Genomic DNA, 18980 nt, shown 5'->3' with positions numbered 1-18980 from the left:
CAAGGGAATCGCAAAACCGAATTGCAGGAAAACAGCGTCCAAATACCGCTAATCCTGCAATTCCAAAGCCGCTATCCGCCTCAATCAACAGGCCAGATCAATGGCTTGCGGATAGTTCACGGCCGACCAAATCGAAAATGCAAACTTAGGCTGTTGCGCGGTATCTCCTTCCACATCATCTCTTGCGCATACCTGCATTCCAAGGTGTTTGATCCTATGCTTCGCGAGGAGCAGGTAGGTCGCGACAGCTAGGCAATGTTCCAGCTGCCCTAGCGGAGGAGTCACGATTTTCCGGCAAGCTCCGTCGGCAGACGTTCCTTTCTGGCCTTGGCAAAGGCTCGGTCGCCTTCCAGAAACGCCGCCAGCATGAAAGGGATGAGTTCTGCCACGGTTTCAGACTGACCATAGGTCTGACGGTAAAGTGCAGCATACTCCTTGAGTGTTTGGCTCAGCTCCGCGCTGACGGTAATGGTGATCTTCGAAGCTGTTCGGTCCGGAAGTTTTCCAAGTTTCAGGTCAGCCATGATAACTCCTGCTCAACTGGCGTATGGCCGCAGCACGATGTCCTTGTGCACGATGACGCGCAGTGGCCAACCTGGGCGGACGACGATGGTGGGCTGGATATTGAGGTTTTTTTCGGTGATGCGCTGGCCGGCTCGACTGGCGTTCTGCTGGGCTGATTCCCGGATCGCCTTGACCAGATCGCTCTCGTTTTCGCCGAGGCTGAATTCTGTGCCGACACCGAGCAATGTGGCAAGCGCCACTCCCTTGATCATCTGCCAAGTGTGGAAATCGACTTCGTCTTCCAGCCCTGCGTAGCCGGCGGTGTCGCTCGCGGGCAGATTGTCGATTTCGGCCGACGAGCCGTCGGGCAGCAGAATGCGCTGCCAGACCAGCAGCGCTCGCTTTTGCCCGAACGCGACGACGCTGTCGTAGACGCCGATAAGACGTGAGCCCTGCGGAATCAGCAATATGTTGCCCGTGACCGTGTCGTGCACATTTTCGGTGACTTGCGCGACGACAAGGCCCGGCAAATCGGAATTGATGCCGGTGATCAGGCTGGCGGCAATCACGCTGCCAGCCATCAGTTGATATGGCGAGATCGGCGTCTGCAGCGCATGCGGATTGTAGATCCCGCCAGTGCTCCGCTGGCTGAGAAAATCAAGCTTTCGCTGCTGATTGTTCTGGTCGCCTTCCGCCGCCGCCACCGAGGCTGACGCGCGTCCTGCTTCGGATTGGGGAAGCGCCTCAAATGGATGCTGAGCAGTTTGCACGCTCTCTCCGACATCTGTCTTTTGAGCTCGATTTTCGACGCGGAAAAGCACCCGCGATTCACGCGCTTCGATCGCCTGCTGCGCTAGACGCTGCTCCTCGGCCGAGATGTCTTGGCCCGGCACGATGCCGAGCTGGCGCTGCCGCTCGAGGATGGGGCGGCCGAGGTCGCCCGGCAAAGGTAGCCCAAGGACGGGAGGCTTCGGCTTCATGCCGGAATAGTCATGGGGAAGCGTATCGAGCCCCTCGGCGGTTGGTTTGCGCTCAGTGTTGTAGAGATCTTCCGCCTGATCCCTGATGCGAAGGGCCGGCCCCTGGAGGGCGATCATGGTAACGCCGAAGACAGCGCCGGATCCGAGCGCTGCGATCGCGATGATCACACCGCGCCTGAACCGCACCACGCGGCGGGGAGAGGCCCGAAGCTGCAGTTCCTCGGGATCCAGTTTCGGCGGGATGCCAGAGCGGGAATTTTCGATCATGAGTCCTCACCTCGCCGGCTGCCGCGAAAGAGCGAGATCCGCCGTTGCGGTTGCCTGCCGTCAATCCTGCTGATGCGGATCACCTGCTGCCGCTTGGTGCCGAGGCGAAGTTCGGCCGCGGCGAAGAGCCGATCGACGATGTAATAGTTGCCGCGCACGCGATAGTTGACGAGCTCGCTGCTCCCATCTGCGCCGACGATGAAGAGTGGTGGCGCCTCGCCCTGATCTATGCGACGAGGGAACTCAATATAGACCTTGCTGCCGTCGTCGAAGGCTCGCGTCGGTCTCCAGGGCGGTGTGTCGCCACTGATTGAGTAGCGAAAGCGAAGGTTTTCGAGCGCGATATTCGACGCGACCGGTGTAACTGCCTCGGCTTGAGCATTGCGCTGGCGAAGCGCGATGATCTGGTCTTGGCTGTAGGTCCAGGAGATTGCCGCCATTGCGGTCTTCTCGGTGCTTTGAAGCTGCAAATGATAGGTCCGCCGGTCCGTCGTAATGACGACATTGGTGGCAAGACCCGGCGCGAAGGGTTTTACCAGAACATGGGTGCGCTGATTGTCACCGGTGCCGCTTGCGGTATCGCCAATGACCCAGCGCACGGTGTCGCCAGCCGACACGGCGGTTAGTTTCTCGCCCGGCTGCAGAGCGATGTCGGTCACGCGCTCCGGCGCGGCATAGAGTTGATAAAGCGCGCCATCGGTGAAGGGGTAGACTTGCACGGCATTAACATACCCGTACTTGGTGGGTTGCTGGGTCGCGGCTTTGTTGGCATCAGCGACGCGTTCTTCAGGGGGGCGCTTGTCCTCGGCCTTGCCGGGCTCGGGCTGCATTTGGCCAGGCAGCGGCAGTGGTTTTGGCACCTCGACAATTCTAATCGGCCTCTCCGGCGCCTTTTCGATCGCGGCCGGTTTGAAGTCGGCAGCGTCATAGGAAATCTCAGGCGGCGGCACCTTCTTCGATGCACAAGCGGAAACGACCGCTGCCGACACCGATAGGATCAGCACGGCACGAATCGGTGACATTTTACCTTTCATTGGTGGACTCCGTCGGAGAAAGGGGGGTTGGGACGGCGCTGTCGAGCTCGCGTGACCAGTCAATGGCATTGATGAAGACGCCGAGCGGATTCTTGCGCAGCTGATCCGTATTGCTTGGCGAGCGAATCACGATCGTGAGGATCGCAGTCCAGCGCATCGTGCTGGCAAGGCTTCCGCGCTCAAACACCTGCTCGGTCCATTTGACCTGGAATGAACTTTCGGAGGCTCTGACCACGCTGGTGACCTGTACCGAAACACTGCGCGTTCCGATCTGACCGAAGGGGTCGTTCGCCTTGGCGTATTCGTTGAGGAAGAGCGCTGCGCGATCGCTAGCAAAGTCGTACGCTGCCAACCAGTTCTGCCGTACCAAAACCGGATCGGTGGAAACGGAACGGACATTCTGGATGAAGCGGCCGAGATGCCAGGCGATCTGAGCATCCGAGGGCTCATAATTCCGGATCGCCGGCGCGACGGCGCGCGTCTCGCCGAAGCCATCGACCTCGACGACATAAGGCACGACACGGCTTTGCATCGACTGCCATACGAGTCCGCCGGAAAGCCCGGTCGCCAAGGCCAGGCAGCCAAGGGCCATGATCCGCCAGTTCCTGGCCTGCAGTCGAGATGAGCCGATGCGCTCGTCCCACAGCTGGGCGGCTTTTTGATACGGCGTGACCGGTTCGGGTGTTTTGCCGTAACGGTGCACGGGTCGCTTGAAGAGCATCTAGTCATCCTTGTCGTTGAGAGAGGGGGTGGCGCTGCCTCCCGGCCGGTCTCCGTCTCGGACAGCTTGCATGGCAGCGTGGCGATTTGCACGGGCGGTCTGTTCAGAACGTAGGCGCCTTGCCCACGTCGGCGCCGAAACAGTGGCCGAACCGGCAGAGCGTTCGGTCATTGGCGCTGTCGGCGTGCCGCCGGTCGCGGTCCACGCGGCATCGCGCCCGGCATCGGCGTTGCGCCCAACACTTGCAGTGGCGGATCGCGCTATGCGTATAGCGGCGCCGCCAGCTGCACTGGTTACACCATGCATTCCAGCAGCCACACCGGAGAGGCCAGCGTCGGGCGAGGTTGCGCGCCCGATCTGCCATGACGTGGAAGCAGCCGATCCCATTGTTGTGCCGGCTCGGATGGCGGCGACACCGCCGCTGGTTGCCATACGCGCGCCAGCAAATGCTGTGCCTCCAGCAACGAGTGATACACCCGCTGCCGCCGCGGTCGTGCCGAGGGCGGCGCCCGCCCCAAGCTGCGGTGCGCCTGAGACAAGACCCGACGCGATCCCCGGCCCAAAAATGCCAAGGCCAAGCAATGCCAGTGCGCCCAGTACCTGGGACATGGCACCGGCAAGATCCGGCTCCTTGCCTTGCAATGCGGAAGCGAACTCCCCGAAGAGCGTGGAGCCGATACCGACAATGACGGCGAGCACCATCACCTTGATGCCTGACGAGATAACATGGCCGAGCACGCGTTCGGCCAGGAACGCTGAACGGTTCCAAAGTGCGAATGGAACCAAAACAAAACCTGCCAGCGTGGTGAGCTTGAACTCAAGGATGGTGATGAAAAGCTGGATGGAAAGGATGAAGAAGGCGATGATGACCAGGAACCAGGCCATCAGCAGCACGAAGATGGTCAGTGCGTTGCCGAAGATTTCCGGGAAGCCCAGGAGCTGACTGGCTTGGTCAAGCATTGGCCAAGCACCTTCGAAACCGGTCGCGGCAATGCGGCCCGGGCGCAAGAGATTGTCTGCCGACAGATTGCCGGCCGACGCCTTAATCCCGAGACCGGCAAAAGAACGATAAACGATATCGGCGAGGTTCTTGAAATTGTTCAGAATGAAGGCGAAGACGCCAACATAGAGCACCTTGCGGACAAGCCGGCCGAGAACGCTGGTTTCGTCGCCGAGCGCCCACGCCAGGCCGGCAAGTGTGATGTCAATGCCGATCAGAATGGTAGTGAGGAAGGCGAGGTCGCCCGATAGCAGACCGAACCCGCTGTCGATGTAGCGGATGAAGGTCTCCATGAAGCGATCGATGACGCCAAGGTCGTTCATGCCGCTGCCTTTCTCGTCGTGATGAACTCGTGATTAATTGCCGGGATAAGCCGAGCCGGTACCCAAGAATCGCTTCGTCATCTCGCGGGCGGCTTCGTCTGACTGGGCCTTGCGGGCGGCATCCTCGGCCTCAGCTCGAAACTGCGTTGCGAGCAGCGTCTGGATCTGCATCTGCTGTTTTGTCGAAAGCGCCATCAGCTGGTTGGTGGCCTGGCTTGCCTGAAGCGCACCGGCCGCCCCTTGGCTGCGGTTGACGAGATCGGCGAGCAGATCGCCGTCGGCGCGGACGTTCTCGACGATTTGCGACTGGACACCCATGGTCTGGCGGAACGCCTGCATGGCGGTTTGCCAACGCTCCCGCGCAGCACTCGCCACATCGCTGACTTTGATCGTGGCGTCGTAGCTTTCCGGATATTGGCTGCGCCACTGGTCTTGAAGCTTGCCCAGATCAAAGCTGAGGCCACTCGCCTGGTCCATCAAGCCGTCGATGCGATGGAGCGAACCGGTGAGTTGGCCAACGGAAGAGAAATCCAGACGCTGAAGATTGCGCGCCATGTTCTGCAGCATGGTCGCCTGATTCTGCAGCGACTGGATCTGGTTGTTGATCTGCTCCAATGCGCGCGCGGCCGTCAGCACGTTCTGCGCATAATTGGACGGATCGAACACGATAAGGGCGTAGGCGGGCTGCACATAGTCGGCCATAGGCTTGGCGATCAGGGAAACGGTGATCAGGCCGGAGAGAAGGCGTCGCCGCATCATGAGAATTGCTCCTTGTCTGGTTGAGGGAATTGCTTGAGAAGTTCGCCGGCCCAATCGAGGCCGCGCGCGATCAGGAACTGCGAGGCAAAGCTGCCTTGCCCGTCTTCGGACATGATCCTGTCGATCAGAGTCTGCGTGGCCGGATCGGAAGCACCGCAAAGCGCAAGAGCGATGGGGCCAAGCTCGAGCTCGAACAGACGGTTGCCGCGGCGCGATTGCAGATAATACTGACGCTTCGGCGTGGCGCGGGCGATCAATTCGATCTGCCGCTCGCTTAAACCGAAGCGCTCGTAGGCTGTGCGCGCCTGGGGTTCCACGGCACGATCATTGGGAAGGAAAATGCGCTGCGGGCAGCTTTCGATGATTGCCGGCGCTATGCCAGAGCCCGCGATATCAGCCAGCGACTGCGTAGCGAAGACAACCGACACGTTCTTCTTTCGCAGCACCTTCAGCCATTCGCGGATGCGGGCGGCGAACAGCGGATTGTCGAGATAGACCCACGCCTCGTCGAGCATGATCAGCGTGGGCCGTCCGTCGAACCGTTCCTCAAGTCGCTGGAACAGATAGGTAAGCACCGGCAGCAAAGCGCTTTGGCTGTGCATTAACTCCTCGGTCTCGAAACACTGCACATCCGACAAGGCCAGCCCATCATGATCGGCATCGAGCAGGCGGCCGAAGGGACCGTCGAGCGTGTAGGGCATCAATGCGGTCTTCAGCGCATTGGATTGAAGCAGGACCGAAAGACCGGTCAGTGTGCGTTCCTGCGCCGGCGCGGTGGCAAGGCTGGCCAGCGCTGACCAAATAGCCTCCTTCACCTCCGGCGTGACGGTGACGTTCTCGTGGGCAACAAGGCTGGCGATCCATTCGGCCGCCCAGCTTCGGCTAGCCTGGTCGTTGATGCTGCGCAGTGGCTGAAAGGCAAGGGAACCGTCCGCTCCTAGCGCGTGGTGTTCTCCACCCATGGCAAGTGTTGCAGCACGGGCCGAATTGCCTTTGTCGAAGACATAAACCTGGGCGCCGGCGTAGCGCCTGAACTGCAGAGCAATCAGAGCAAGCAGAACCGACTTGCCGGCGCCGGTCGGACCAACAACCAGCATGTGGCCGACATCTTCGACGTGGGTGGAAAGCCGAAACGGTGTCGACCCACTGGTCTCGGCAACGAAAAGCGGTGGCGCTTCGGTTTGGGTGACTTTCGCGAGATGCTCGTTTGTCGCAGGACCGGCCCAAACCGACGACAGCGGCATGAGATGGGCAAGGTTCAATGTATGAACGAGCGGTTGGCGAACGTTAGCGTAGACATGGCCAGGCAATGAGCCGAGCCAAGCCTCGACCGCATTGACGCCTTCTCGGATCGTGGTGAAGCCGAGCCCATTGATGATGCGCTCGACCGCGCGAAGCTTCTCTGCAGCGGCTTGGCGATCCTCGCCCCACACCGTCACGGTGGTGGTGAGATAGCCGAAACTCACATGATCACCGCCCAATGCCTGAAGGGCTTCGTCGGCATCGAGCGCCTTGTTGTCGGCATCGCTATCGACAAGCGGGACCGGCTCGTTGGTAATGACCTCGCGTAGGATTGCCACGATCGATTTGCGCTTGGCAAACCACTGCCGGCGCAATCGCGTCAGCGTCTTCGTGGCTTCCGTTTTCTCGAGCGGAATGAAGCGCGTCATCCAGCGATAGGCGAAATCCTGATGATTGAGGGTATCGAGGATTCCGGGCCGGGTGAGGTTCGGAAAGCCGAGGATGGTCAGTGTGCGAAGATGCTGCTCACCCAGCATCGGCTCCAGGCCACCGGTAAGCGGCGCATCGACCAGGATTGCATCCAGATATATCGGCGTTTCCGGGGCCATGATAGGATGGCGACGAGGCGAAATCGTGCCGTGGAGGTAGGTCAACGTCTGAGCATCATCGAGGACGCGTACTTCGGACATGAAACCCGAGAAGAGATCGAGCACGCGGTTGGTCTCGTCACGGAACCTCGCCAGATCCTGGCGCCAGTCTCTTTCTCCTCGGGAATAATGAGAGTCGACGAGCGTGCTTTCTGCGCGCGCCTGGGCGTCCGGCGGTGGCATAAACACCAAGGTCAGATGATAGCGGCTCTCGTAGTGCGCTACCTTCCCCTCGAAAGCAGCGCGGCGTTCTTCGTCGACCAGCCACGACGCGGCGTCAGGAAAATGCGAGTTCGGATAGCCCAGCGCTTCTGTGCGCTCGGCCTCAAAGAACAATGCCCAGCCAGAGCCAAGGCGTCTGAGAGCATTGTTCGCCCGGGCGCAAATGCCGACGAGTTCAGCCTCCGTCGCACTTTCGAGATCCGGGCCGCGGAACCGCAACGTCCGCTGAAAGCTGCCGTCCTTGTTGAGCACGATGCCGGGCGCCACCAAGGCAGCCCAGGGTAGATGGTCGGCAAGCCGGTCGGCTTTGCTTCGATATTCCGAAAGGTTCAGCATGCAAGCCACCCCTTCAGACGTAGGTGGCGCACAAGCACGCTGGCGAAGTCCGGATCGCGTCTTGCGGCAAACACCGCTAACGAGTGGCCTGCGATCCAAAGCACCAGACCAGCAATCCATTGCTGCAAGCCGAAGCCAATGGCCGCGGCCACTGTACCGTTGAGGATCGCCACCGCGCGCGGAGCCCCGCCGAGCAGGATCGGCTCGGTCAGCGCCCGGTGGACCGGTACTGCGAAGCCCTCGATATGCTGCTCCCCGGCGGCCATCAGACGAGCGCCCCACCACCGAAGGAGAAGAAGGAGAGGAAGAAGCTCGATGCCGCGAAGGCGATCGACAGACCGAAGACGATCTGAATCAGGCGCCGAAAACCACCGGCGGTGTCGCCGAAGGCAAGCGTCAGGCCGGTGGTGATAATGATGATCACCGCAACGATCTTGGCGACCGGTCCCTGCACGGACTCCAGGATCTGCTGCAGCGGCTGCTCCCACGGCATGCCGGAGCCGGCGGCATAAACCGGGGCCGTGATAAGAAACGCGAGCGCTGTGGACGAAAGAAAGCGAAGCTTCTTGCGCATGAGGAAGGCCTTTCAAAGCTGCTGGAGTTGCGAAAGCGTGAGCGGGGCAACGGCGTAATCGCCGCTGCCGTCGAGACCGGTGACCTCGGCGATTGCGTCGATGTGGCGCGACGAGCCGCGTCCCGCTATGAAGACGATCAGATCTATCGCCTCAGCGATGAGCCGGCGGGGAACGGTGACCACCGCTTCCTGGGCGAGTTGCTCAATGCGATAGAGAGCCGAGCGCGCGGAATTGGCGTGTACGGTAGCGATGCCGCCTGGGTGCCCGGTGTTCCATGCCTTCAGCATGTCGAGCGCTTCCGCGCCCCTCACCTCGCCCACGATGATGCGGTCCGGCCTGAGCCTCAGCGTCGAGCGCACGAGATCGGCAAGGGTGACCGAGCCCCGCCTTGTTCTCAGGGCAACGCAGTCCCTGGCCGCGCACTGCAGTTCGCGTGTGTCCTCGATCAGGATCACCCGATCGTCGCATTCGGCGACTTCAGCCAGCAGAGCGTTGGCGAGTGTTGTCTTCCCCGAGGAAGTGCCGCCGGCGATCAGCATGTTGCGCCGCTCGCGGACGGCCTTTTTCAGCGCATCGGCCTGCAGCGGCAGCATGATGCGTTCGGCAACATAGTCGGCCAGGGTGTAGACTTTCGCGGCGGGCTTGCGGATGGCAAAACATGGCGCCAACACCACAGGTGGCAGCAGGCCTTCGAAGCGTTCGCCAGACGGCAATTCGGCACTGACGATCGGGTTGTCGGCGTGCGCCTCGGCGCGCACGTGCGAAGCAACCAGGCGGATGATACGTTCTGCCTCGGACGGGTGCATGTGAACGTCGGTATCGACCCGACCTTCGCCTAACCGGTCGAGTCGCAGCGCGCCGTCGGGATTGACCATCACCTCGATGACGGACGGATCGGCCAGGGCTTCGGTGATTGCCGGACCCATGGCGGTGCGCAGCATGACACGCCGCCGGTGGTCGGCCTCGGGATGAGAGCTCATCCTTCCCCTCCCCCACCATTGTCTTTGCTAAGCGACTTTTTGCCGGAAGCGATCTGGCGGCCGACCTTCTCAACGAATTTCTCGAAACGCTCTTGGGCAATAGCCTGCGTTGCCCGATCCGGGACCGGCGTGTGGGCGTGAAGGGTGATCGAAAAGCGGATGAAGAGCGCCAGGCTCTCCAGGATCACCTCGGAATCGCGCCTGACGTGGGCAAGATCGCGGGAGAGCCGGTCAAGCCTTACGCCGTAGCGCCGATCGAACTCGCTCTCGCCACGCCGCTCGATGAACGCCTCGATCGCCTTCCCCACGATCGCTGATTTGGTCGTTGACGGATCGCGACTGAGGTTGTCCAGTTTCTCGCTGAGCTCCGGCTCAAGCAGAAACTGATGGCGAATGCGGTGCGGCTTCATGCGGATCGTTCCGACGGCCCGGCGTTGCGCCGGCGACGGGAGAAGCATCGGCCAGACGCTCAAAATTGCTTATGGCCGTTATCTACGCTGAGGTGCGCTCTGCAACTCAGCGGACTTCAGAAGCCGGGAATGACATCGTCGCCCCTGCCCTCGTTGATACCGTAGACGCGGGCCGCAGTGGAAATCCGATCCATGACACGCTTGTCCGCGAGCGCTTCGCTGTCATCGTCTGCGGGCTTGTACAGATCGGCCTGATCGGGCTCTTGAGAGACAACAACGTCTTCTTCGGGCAGGCTTGGATGGCGTTGCTGCTGAACGCCTCCCTCGTCTTCAACTGGCGCGTCGGCGCTTTCCTCGTCCGCAGCAAGTCGGCTATCGACGCTGCACACTTGTCCAGTCCAGCCGTCCGGGCGTGATGCAGGGCAGTCCGCATAGGGTCCGTCGTGCAGCACCGGCGCAGGCAGCACCCGATCTGTGAAATTCTGATCCTGATAATAGCGCAGCTTCTTGGCGCGGATCGGCGGCAACCCAGAAACCAGGACCAATTCGTCTGACGGCGGCAATTGCATCACCTCGCCTGGCGTCAGGAGCGGGCGCGCGGTTTCCTGGCGGCTCACCATGACATGTGAAAGCCAGGGCGCAAGCCGATGGCCCGCATAGTTGCGCATCGACCTAAGTTCGGTTGCGGTGCCGAGGGCATCCGAGATGCGCTTGGCCGTGCGTTCGTCATTGGAGGAAAAGGCAATTCGCACGTGGCAATTGTCGAGAATAGCATTGTTCTCGCCATAGGCCTTTGAAACCTGGTTCAAAGATTGTGCGATCAGATAGGAGCGAATGCCATAACCTGCCATGAAGGCGAGCGCCGTTTCGAAGAAGTCGAGGCGACCGAGCGCCGGAAACTCGTCCAGCATCATGAGCAGCTGATGCTTACGGCTCTTCTTCGGGTCCCCCTCCAGACGCTCCGTCAACCGCCTGCCGATCTGGTTCAAGATCAGTCGCACAAAAGGCTTGGTGCGCGAGATATCCGAAGGCGGCACGACCAGATAGAGCGACAGCGGTCGCTCTCCATCCACTAGGTCAGCGATGCGCCAGTCGCAGGACGAAGTGGCCGCCGCGACCGTTGGATCACGATAAAGCCCGAGAAAGGACATGGCGGTCGAGAGGACGCCTGAGCGCTCGTTTTCCGACTTGTTCAGGAGTTCGCGAGCCGCCGAGGCCACTACGGGATGGACCTGAGGGTTATGCCCCGTCCCGAGATGGTTTGTCGTCATCATCCGCCGTAGCGTTGCGGCAAACGAGCGTTGCGGGTCCGACAGGAAGGTGGCGACGCGGGCCAGCGTCTTGTCCTCTTCAGCGTAGAGCACGTGCAAAATGGCGCCAACTAGGAGTGAATGGCTGGTCTTCTCCCAGTGGTTCCGTCGCTCCAGCGCGCCCTCGGGATCGACGAGGATGTCGGCGATGTTTTGAACGTCCCGGATCTCATCTGGGCCTTTGCGCACCTCCAGCAGCGGGTTGTAGCGTGCCGATCTCGGGTCGGTCGGATTGAACAGAAGGCAGTACGAGAATTTCGACCGCCAGCCGGAGGTCAACTGCCAATTTTCGCCTTTTATATCATGAATGATGGCAGACCCGGTCCAGGAAAGTAGCGTTGGAACAACCAGCCCCACGCCCTTGCCCGAACGCGTCGGCGCAAATGCCATGACGTGCTCCGGGCCGTCATGGCGCAGATAGCGATCGTTCAGCCTACCGAGGAAAACGCCCGCCGGCCGTAACAACCCTGCCGTCTCGACCTCATGAGTCGTGGCCCACCGTGAAGACCCATAGGTCGTAACCGACCCGCGCTGTCGCGCGCGCAAAAGCGAGCCAGCGATTGCGGCGGCACAACCCAGGAATCCGCTGGCGCCTGCAAGCGTACCGGCTTTGTCGAAGACCTCCGGCGCATAAGCATCGAAGTGGAACCACCATTCAAACAGCTTCCACGGCTTGTAGATTGGCCAGCCGGCGAAGAGAAACCATGGTGCGCCGAGAGGCGTCTGGTAGGTCAGCATTTGAGCGCACCATTGGGTTGCCGTCCATACGCCGATAATGACAATTGCGCACACAACGGCGATCTGCCCGATCAGTAGCTTCGTAGGTGTCATCGGCTTGGCCCGCTGAACAACGCGACCTAGCATCGCGCGGCGCAGCCGGGACAGGAATGTTCCTCACATACGATTTGGGAGCAATGAACGACTTCCTACGTATGCAGGTCGGTCAGCACGCGTGTTGCGCCTTCACGCGACACCATCCGCCACTCCATCCTTTCCATTCACCCTGAGGCCCGGCGCCGCCGACAGTTGCGTGACCGCTCCTCCGCAAAGTTATCTTCTGCGTTCAGGGAGCCACGGCGCCTGGGCTGGCTGATGAACACCGTCCGCTCGCGCATGTGGGGTCGAATTGATTTGTGCCCAAGTGGAGGCAGGCTCGTCTTCCAACAGTTGCCGCAGTTCCCCTGGCTCGAACGCCATCATCGGTGGGGAAGCGGGTTCATCCTCCAACAGTTGCCGCAGTTCCCCTGGCTCGAACGCCATCATCGGTGGGGAAGCGGGTTCATCCTCCAACAGCTGCCGCAGTTCCCCTGGCTCGAACGCCATCATTGGTGGGGAGGCAGGCTCGTCCTCCAACAGTTGCCGCAGTTCCCCTGGCTCGAACGCCATCATTGGTGGGGAGGCAGGTTCGTCCTCCAACAGTTGCCGCAGTTCCCCTGGCTCGAACGCCATCATTGGTGGGGAGGCAGGCTCGTCTTCCAACAGTTGCCGCAGTTCCCCTGGCTCGAATGCCATCATCGGTGGGGAGGCGGGTTCATCCTCCAGCAGCTGCCGCGGCTCTTCCTCGTGCGGCAAGCGCCTCCTTAGCCGGTCTTGCAGCGCCTGCCGATCGGCAACGAGGTTGTCGAGGGGCAGCGGCTCGTGGTCTGGCCGCTGCCCTTTCACCAATCGTTCAACCAGCGCCCACGTGCCCTCCAGGACAAATACGCCGCAATCATAATGGTTCGTCTGTCTGGCCATGGGGGCTGGCGCCAAGGTGGCATTCAGCAGTCCTGCGAGCTGTTTTGCAGGCACGTCGTTATATCCCTCTCGCTGGAGGGAGTCGTAGTGATAGGCGAACCGCCTTTCCGGGTCGCGGCGATCAACGAGCAGCAGCGACCAATGGGTGCCGGGGCTAGTAGCCGTGCCATTATTCACTGGCAAGAACAGGAAGTCGGCTGTGGCGTTGTTTTGATTATAGATGGACTGCAATATGCCTCGAGCGTCTTGCGGCGACGTGTGTCGCAGTAGATGGGATACGGAAGGATCCACCAGCCGAGTCCGGGCAGCGAGCGCCGGATTGATCCCCTGCAGTTGCCCCTCCAGCAAATTGTAATCTCTCTGGATATGGGCGTCGCTCAGCCATTCGGCGGCGCCGAGCACCCGCCCCGTTGCAACGTTGGACGGGGCTGTCGGATCGAGCGCCCCGATCTGAGCCCCAGAGGAACTGGTAGTCAGTGTGGTCACATCAACCAGTGGAAGGCCGCGGTAGGTGCCTGGCAGCCTAGCGGTTGCTGGCGAGGCGGGTTGGGGAGCTCTTGCCGGTGCCGCTGGCCCAGCTTCAGCAGCGGCCCCAACGCGCCTGGTGACTGCGTCTGCCGGATGAGCAGAAAGGACAGTTTCGCGCCCGAGCACAATGCGCGGCAGGATATCCCGGAGGTGAGCCAATGCAGAACTGATACTTAGCCTATTACCATAGGAGACAGCCTTGAAGCTCTCAACATCTTTATCCAGCGATTTGTCGTGAATCCGAGCCGCAATCCCAAGCTTGTTATTTTGACGCAGGTACTGACTAAAATGTCTAAGAAAATTTGTATAGCCGCCCACGGTATCTGGATTCCGTCCGGTCGCAGGCGCTGCCAGGTACTCCTTGGTCGAAGCGGCTCTGTAATTTCTAATGAGCTCGGCATCGTCAGGATAGGGGATCACGACAGGGCGAGCCATAATCGGGGCTCCGCCTGTCGACTTCTTGAGGTAACGCAGTGCGCCAGCCACGGTGGAGGAACCACCCGTACTCTCGTACTCCTTGAGATCCTGATCCAGCGACGAATGGTAAAGCCGAGCAGCAAACCCTGGCTTGTTGTTTTGAAGGAGCCACCGACTAAAGCCGAAAAGAGAATTTACATTGTAAGTGACCGTGTTCGCTTTGGCCTTACCCGCGTGGAATGCTGCCCTCAGCCCTTCGATAGCGGTCGCATCGTTGGAATAGACAGGACGCTTGTCGGCACCGTCGGGGACTACAATTGGACGATCCGGCTGCACTGTCGAGGGCATCGACCCACCACCTCCGGGATGCGGTGCTGGGGTGGATTCGTGCTCATCCCTCTGCCTGACGAGCTGCGCCTCACATTCCGGTGTAGCCACCTCATGAGGATCCTGCATCGGTTCGATCCCCTCCATCTCCTGCTGCAACCAAGCCAAAGCTTGGCGAGCGGCCTGCGCGGCTTCATCAACCGCGGAGGATGTCTCCACACCTCTGGCGGACGCCGGCAGAGCCTGCTCCGCCCGCCGTCGAAAGAGCTCTGGCGAGGCGGATTTCTCCGCCCACAATCTGGGCTGCGTAGCGAGTCCCCGTCCAGATTTATGTGGCACCGCCTCGCTTGGCAGCGGGCTGCTCCTGTCCCGTGCAGCTACCAGCTCCTCCGGGGCGCCCTGGTCGCCGTGGCGCCAGTTCAAGTGAGGGACGGCCTCTCCAAAGTCGGGCGCTTGGTGTTGGTGCGCGGTTGGGGCGAGAGACAATGGTAGATCGGTGCCCTCCTTATAACCTACCGGCAGGAGCTCCTCTGGCCAATCGAATCCCTGCTGTGGTGCGGTATGCTGAGCAGCGTCGCCACGGGGACGAGCCTCCATGCTGACCGCGTTTTCCAGATGATTCCCGAGTATAACGCGCGGCGGGTTCTTGCGGAGATAAACCAGCGCAGATTCGATCGGAGCTCCACCATTAGAGGAGGCGGCCTTGTAGCTCTCAACATCTTTATCCAGCGATTTATCGTAAATGCGACCCGCAATTCCGAGCTTGTCATTTTGACGTAGGTAATGACTGAAATGGTTAAGAGCAGTTGCGTAGCCGCTCGCGGATCTGAAATGTCTGGTGAGCGCGGCGTCGTCAGGATGGGGGTTCAGGACAGCGCGACCCACAATCGGGCCGGCTCCGCCCATCGACTTCATCAATTGACGCAGTGCGCCAGCCACGGTGGAGGAACCACCCCTACTCTCGTACTCCTCGAGATCCTGGCTCAGCGACGGATGGTAAAGCCGAGCAGCAAGCCCTGGCTTGTTGTTTTGAAAGAGCCAACGACTAAAGCCGAAAAGAGAATTTGTGCTGCGAGTGACCGTGTCCGGCCTGGCTTTACCCGCAAGGAGTGCTGACTTCAGCCCTTCGATGGCGGTGGCATCGTTGGAATAAACAGGACGCTTGTCGGCACCGTCGGGGACCACAATTGGACGATCCGGCTGCACTGTCGAGGGCATCGACCCGTCGAGATGCGGTGCTGGGGTGTATTCGTGCTCGTCCCCCTGCATCACAAGTTGCGCCTCCCGTTCCGATGTACCCACCTGATCGGTGGGGAGTTGCATCATCACGCGAGCGCCTGAGTTGCCAACCTCACCTGGTTGCCGCTCAGTGACAGCATGCTGCAGATTGCTTTGGATCCTCTGCCTCTTCGTTGGTCTCAACTCACCTTTACCATGCGAGCCATTGACGAGGACCTCCTCGCCTAGCGCACCCATCAACTCGTCCGCCGCCTGCAGTTCGCCCAAGTGCTGCTCAAAACCGGCTTGGCCGGCCTGTCCGCTTGCTCGTGCGGTACGGCGTGCTGCACCTGCAGCCAAGCTGCCACGATGAATGTCTAGTTTGTACGGGTGCACGCTATCCTCACTTCCACAGATCACATGAGCAACCTACTCAGGCAAGCTTTCGAGAGGCTGACGAGGTCCGCCGCCGCGGAAGGCGAAGGCTGGTTTTCTGCTCAGCGGTTGACGGCCTCGCGTGTTGCGGCCGCGCCGGGTATCACGCCAATCAATCTGAATAGTCGATGCGTCAAACGAACCAGGATGGGATTTTCGTAGCGGGGCTGCTCTACTCACTCTTGTCCTGAGGGCAGAATTCAACCATATCGCCGAGCAACTGGATGCCGATTGGATACCCGATCCGGAAAGCTTCAGCTCATATGTGACGCGAGGATGAGAATCGTGGCAGCTCCAGACCGACGGGCTGCCACCCACAGCGGCGATGACCGACGAGGGTCTTCTATTGCCAAGGCAATCGTCCGTTCGGGGACCTATGTGTTCCAATGCTCGTCGAGCGGATCGGTGGGCCGCACCGCCGTAGCGTTACGGCGAGCGGAAGCGGCGTTGGGTGCGGCTTTTCCCCTGAACGCTTCACACCAGGCTGATAGGGGATCTTGCAATCGCACACACGCGGTCTGCAGGCGTGCCTATCAAGCAGTTTGCTCAGACCAACGTCGCGGCGAGCCGATCCTCAATACGCAGCGCAAGTCCTAGACTCCACGATCGTCCTTCGGTGCAGATTTGCTCGCGCCTCGCCCTGATTACAGCTGATAAGGCGAGCTAACAATTGCAAGAGCCACAAGCTATTCCAGCTCGATCGGTTTGGTGTTCCAGTCGGGCGGGGTCTGACCGAGAATGTTGCGAACGAAGAAGTCTAGGAGTTTGCGCTCGGTGTAGGTGCCTAGAGTATGGTGATTGGCACCAGGAACGTAGACCATGTCAAAATCTTTTCCTGCCTTGATGAGTCGATCGGCAAGCTGGAACGAGCAAAACGGATCGACATTATCATCCATTTCGCCGACCGCGATCATCAGCTTGCCCTGCAGCCTGTGAGCATTGTCAACGGCGGAGGATTGCGAATATTCAATGCCGACCGGCCACCCCATCCAAAGTTCGTTCCACCAGGTCTTGTCTATCCTGTTGTCGAAGCAGCCGTTTTTGGCGACGGCGACCTTGTAGAAATCGGGGTGAAAGAGCAGCGCGCTGACTGCACTCTGGCCGCCGGCGGATGCGCCAAAAATGCCGACGTTGGATATGTCGTACCATGGATATTGCGCGGCCGCCGCCTTGTGCCACAGAATGCGATCGGGAAATCCTGCGTCCTTCAGATTCTTCCAAGCAACATCATGGAAGGCGCGGGAGCGGTTGTTGGTGCCCATGCCGTCGATCTGAGCAACGACGAAGCCCAGCTGCGTGAGCGGCTCTGTCCACCGCGAGAAGGATTTTGGGACGAAGGAGCCGTGGGGTCCAGCATAGATATTCTCCACAACCGGGTATTTCTTCGTCGGGTCGAAGTTGGCTGGCAGGTGGAGCACGCCCCAGATGTCAGTTTTGCCGTCGCGCCCCTTGGAATGGAAACTGAGCGGCGGCTGCCAGCCTGCGGCGACGAGCTCAGAAATGTCGGCCGTCTCGATCTGCTGGAGCTTGGCATTGTCGCTGGCGCGGTAGAGTGCCATGCGCGGGGGCAGATCGATGCGTGACCAGAGATCGACATAATAGCGCCTGTCAGGCGAGAACTCGATATGGTGGTTGGCCGGTTCGGGCGTCAGTGCAGTCAGTCCCTTGCCGTCAAAGCCGATGCGGTAAGCATGGACCCAATAGGGGTCCTCCTGCGAGTTCATCCCGCTCGCCTCGAACCAGATCTGACGCTTGACCGGATCGACATGGTTGACCCTCCGGACGACCCACTCACCTCGCGTGATCTGGTTTTCGAGCGCGCCTGTCCGGCCGTTGAAAAGATACAAATGCTCATACCCGTCGCGCTCTGATGCCCAGATGATCTCCTTCCCGTCATCGACATCGTAACGGAAGATTTTTCCGGCATCCTCCTGGCCATGCCCCAGCGGCAAATAATCAACGAATGTCTCGCTGGTCTCATCGATCAGGGAGCGCCCGCGGCCCGAGGCGGCGTCTACCTCGACCAGGCGATAAAGCTGATGCCCGCGCTGGTTATATTCGAAAGTGAAGCCGCGGCTGTCCGCCCACCACCGGAGAGGGGAAAGTTCGAAGACGTTCGAGAAGAGGGCACCGTCAATCACGATCTGGCGCCGGCCGGCAATGTCGAACAGGACTGGCTGGGGCAGCGGAAGGACATCGCCCGGCCTGGGATAGAATTTTGTTGAATATTCCCGCTCCAACTGGTCCGTCGAAGAATTGAGGTAGCGGACCTCTCGCCTATAGCCGGGGCGAACAAGGTAAGCGGCGAGGTGGCGCGAGTCCGGCGACCAGCTCAGCGTCGAAAAGACGTAGCAATTGCCTTCGGCTCCGTCCCGGCTCAGAGGAACATCCTGCAATCCGTCCTCGCTGCGCAGGAAAACGTTGCAGTTCTTGATATAGGCGATCCATTTGCCGTCGGGCGACGCGTTGCTCTTGTCGGGGTTGTTCTCCGCTGGCGGCGTGTAGCGGTGGCTGAGCTCCCTACGGTCCCCTTTCCTTGCATCGAATGTGGTGCTGGTACAGTCATAGCTTGCAAGGTCGCAGCTCCACCGGGTGTCTTCAATCTGGAAGTCGAGCCTGCGACCATCCTCACTCAGTTCGAAACGGTCGAACGGAAGATTGCCGGCTTGATAGCTCTCATGGCTCACCTTGTTTAGCGCTGCCGCCAGACGCGCCTGATCGAAAGCGGGCCGCTTGAAACCCGTGGCAGCATCGACCTGCATGAACTGCTGCTCGCCGTGGCTAGTCCGGCGGTAGACGAAGGCTTCACCCCCGGTCAGCCAGAAAGGCATTTTGGGGACATTGACAGTGAGCCCGCCATATCGATCGTTGATCGTAAGTGCGCGCTTGAAATCGGCCGGCGCTAGCGTCGGGTGTAAACTTTTCGAACCCTTGGCCAGCGTCTGAGTTGCCGATCGCCATGCGGCGCGCGTCAAAGCGCCGATCCTGGACATACCTGTTCACTTCTT

General features: G+C 60.4%; 15 protein-coding genes. 1 reads left to right on the top strand and 14 read right to left on the bottom strand.

The window, feature by feature from the left end; genetic code table 11:
* The coding region (locus EN949_RS36170) for a hypothetical protein (RefSeq protein WP_206516445.1) at positions 1–252 on the top strand (252 nt) is incomplete at its 5' end.
* Positions 253–281: 29 nt separating this feature from the next.
* Here EN949_RS36170 and EN949_RS20850 read toward each other — a convergent pair.
* The 14 genes from EN949_RS20850 to EN949_RS20785 all read right to left on the bottom strand — a co-directional run bounded on the left by EN949_RS20850 (position 282) and on the right by EN949_RS20785 (position 18965).
* Entirely contained in the window at positions 282–524 is a 243-nt protein-coding gene (locus EN949_RS20850; RefSeq protein ID WP_024502859.1) for a DUF2274 domain-containing protein, read from the bottom strand.
* A gap of 12 nt (positions 525–536) precedes the next feature.
* A complete protein-coding gene (locus tag EN949_RS20845) occupies positions 537–1751 on the bottom strand; it encodes a TrbI/VirB10 family protein (protein WP_063169228.1) in 1215 nt (404 codons plus the stop codon).
* The gene (trbG, locus tag EN949_RS20840; protein ID WP_164548809.1) at positions 1748–2773 is read right to left on the bottom strand and encodes a P-type conjugative transfer protein TrbG; all 1026 of its coding nucleotides are present in this window, start codon (positions 2771–2773) and stop codon (positions 1748–1750) included. The genes EN949_RS20845 and trbG overlap by 4 nt, the downstream gene beginning before the upstream one ends.
* 1 nt (position 2774) lies before the next feature.
* Complete coding sequence (gene trbF, locus EN949_RS20835) at positions 2775–3506, bottom strand: conjugal transfer protein TrbF (protein ID WP_063169230.1); 732 nt, start codon at positions 3504–3506, stop codon at positions 2775–2777.
* On the bottom strand, positions 3507–4829 hold the full coding sequence (gene trbL, locus EN949_RS20830; protein ID WP_063169231.1) for a P-type conjugative transfer protein TrbL: 1323 nt from the start codon (positions 4827–4829) through the stop codon (positions 3507–3509).
* A 33-nt stretch (positions 4830–4862) separates the two neighbouring features.
* Positions 4863–5588 (bottom strand): P-type conjugative transfer protein TrbJ, encoded by a 726-nt coding sequence (gene trbJ, locus EN949_RS20825; protein WP_024502854.1) that lies wholly within the window; start codon positions 5586–5588, stop codon positions 4863–4865.
* Positions 5585–8035 carry a conjugal transfer protein TrbE gene (trbE, locus tag EN949_RS20820; RefSeq protein ID WP_063169232.1) on the bottom strand — a complete coding sequence of 817 codons (2451 nt, stop codon included), beginning with the start codon at positions 8033–8035 and terminating at the stop codon, positions 5585–5587. Before trbE ends, trbJ begins: the two co-directional genes overlap by 4 nt.
* Entirely contained in the window at positions 8029–8301 is a 273-nt protein-coding gene (locus tag EN949_RS20815; RefSeq protein ID WP_024502852.1) for a VirB3 family type IV secretion system protein, read from the bottom strand. Before EN949_RS20815 ends, trbE begins: the two co-directional genes overlap by 7 nt.
* Positions 8301–8609 carry a TrbC/VirB2 family protein gene (locus EN949_RS20810; protein WP_024502851.1) on the bottom strand — a complete coding sequence of 103 codons (309 nt, stop codon included), beginning with the start codon at positions 8607–8609 and terminating at the stop codon, positions 8301–8303. Before EN949_RS20810 ends, EN949_RS20815 begins: the two co-directional genes overlap by 1 nt.
* Positions 8610–8621: 12 nt before the next feature.
* Positions 8622–9590: a P-type conjugative transfer ATPase TrbB gene (gene trbB / locus EN949_RS20805; protein WP_024502850.1), complete on the bottom strand. Its 969-nt coding sequence runs from the start codon at positions 9588–9590 to the stop codon at positions 8622–8624.
* Positions 9587–10000 carry a CopG family transcriptional regulator gene (locus tag EN949_RS20800; protein WP_063170364.1) on the bottom strand — a complete coding sequence of 138 codons (414 nt, stop codon included), beginning with the start codon at positions 9998–10000 and terminating at the stop codon, positions 9587–9589. The genes trbB and EN949_RS20800 overlap by 4 nt, the downstream gene beginning before the upstream one ends.
* A gap of 116 nt (positions 10001–10116) precedes the next feature.
* On the bottom strand, positions 10117–12141 hold the full coding sequence (locus EN949_RS20795; protein WP_063169233.1) for a conjugal transfer protein TraG: 2025 nt from the start codon (positions 12139–12141) through the stop codon (positions 10117–10119).
* Positions 12142–12360: 219 nt separating this feature from the next.
* Positions 12361–15825 (bottom strand): Ulp1 family isopeptidase, encoded by a 3465-nt coding sequence (locus EN949_RS20790; RefSeq protein ID WP_063169234.1) that lies wholly within the window; start codon positions 15823–15825, stop codon positions 12361–12363.
* 833 nt (positions 15826–16658) lie between these two features.
* Entirely contained in the window at positions 16659–18965 is a 2307-nt protein-coding gene (locus EN949_RS20785; RefSeq protein ID WP_063169235.1) for a S9 family peptidase, read from the bottom strand.
* Positions 18966–18980: the final 15 nt, after the last annotated feature.

The sequence above is a fragment of the Mesorhizobium sp. M7A.F.Ca.US.007.01.2.1 genome, from assembly GCF_003998165.1.
GTDB classification, from domain to species: Bacteria; Pseudomonadota; Alphaproteobacteria; order Rhizobiales; family Rhizobiaceae; genus Mesorhizobium; species Mesorhizobium ciceri.
Note: the sequence above shows the minus strand (reverse complement) of the source record. Positions and strands in the feature narration are given on the sequence as shown.

Excerpts from the sequence above, each read along its gene's own strand:
- trbG (WP_164548809.1), bottom strand. The coding sequence starts at position 2,773 with ATGTCACCGATTCGTGCCGTGCTGATCCTATCGGTGTCGGCAGCGGTC.
- EN949_RS20785 (WP_063169235.1), bottom strand. The coding sequence starts at position 18,965 with ATGTCCAGGATCGGCGCTTTGACGCGCGCCGCATGGCGATCGGCAACT.
- EN949_RS20800 (WP_063170364.1), bottom strand. The coding sequence starts at position 10,000 with ATGAAGCCGCACCGCATTCGCCATCAGTTTCTGCTTGAGCCGGAGCTC.
- trbL (WP_063169231.1), bottom strand. The coding sequence starts at position 4,829 with ATGAACGACCTTGGCGTCATCGATCGCTTCATGGAGACCTTCATCCGC.
- trbE (WP_063169232.1), bottom strand. The coding sequence starts at position 8,035 with ATGCTGAACCTTTCGGAATATCGAAGCAAAGCCGACCGGCTTGCCGAC.
- EN949_RS20815 (WP_024502852.1), bottom strand. The coding sequence starts at position 8,301 with ATGGCCGCCGGGGAGCAGCATATCGAGGGCTTCGCAGTACCGGTCCAC.
- trbJ (WP_024502854.1), bottom strand. The coding sequence starts at position 5,588 with ATGATGCGGCGACGCCTTCTCTCCGGCCTGATCACCGTTTCCCTGATC.
- EN949_RS20810 (WP_024502851.1), bottom strand. The coding sequence starts at position 8,609 with ATGCGCAAGAAGCTTCGCTTTCTTTCGTCCACAGCGCTCGCGTTTCTT.
- EN949_RS20795 (WP_063169233.1), bottom strand. The coding sequence starts at position 12,141 with ATGACACCTACGAAGCTACTGATCGGGCAGATCGCCGTTGTGTGCGCA.
- EN949_RS20845 (WP_063169228.1), bottom strand. The coding sequence starts at position 1,751 with ATGATCGAAAATTCCCGCTCTGGCATCCCGCCGAAACTGGATCCCGAG.
- trbB (WP_024502850.1), bottom strand. The coding sequence starts at position 9,590 with ATGAGCTCTCATCCCGAGGCCGACCACCGGCGGCGTGTCATGCTGCGC.
- trbF (WP_063169230.1), bottom strand. The coding sequence starts at position 3,506 with ATGCTCTTCAAGCGACCCGTGCACCGTTACGGCAAAACACCCGAACCG.
- EN949_RS20850 (WP_024502859.1), bottom strand. The coding sequence starts at position 524 with ATGGCTGACCTGAAACTTGGAAAACTTCCGGACCGAACAGCTTCGAAG.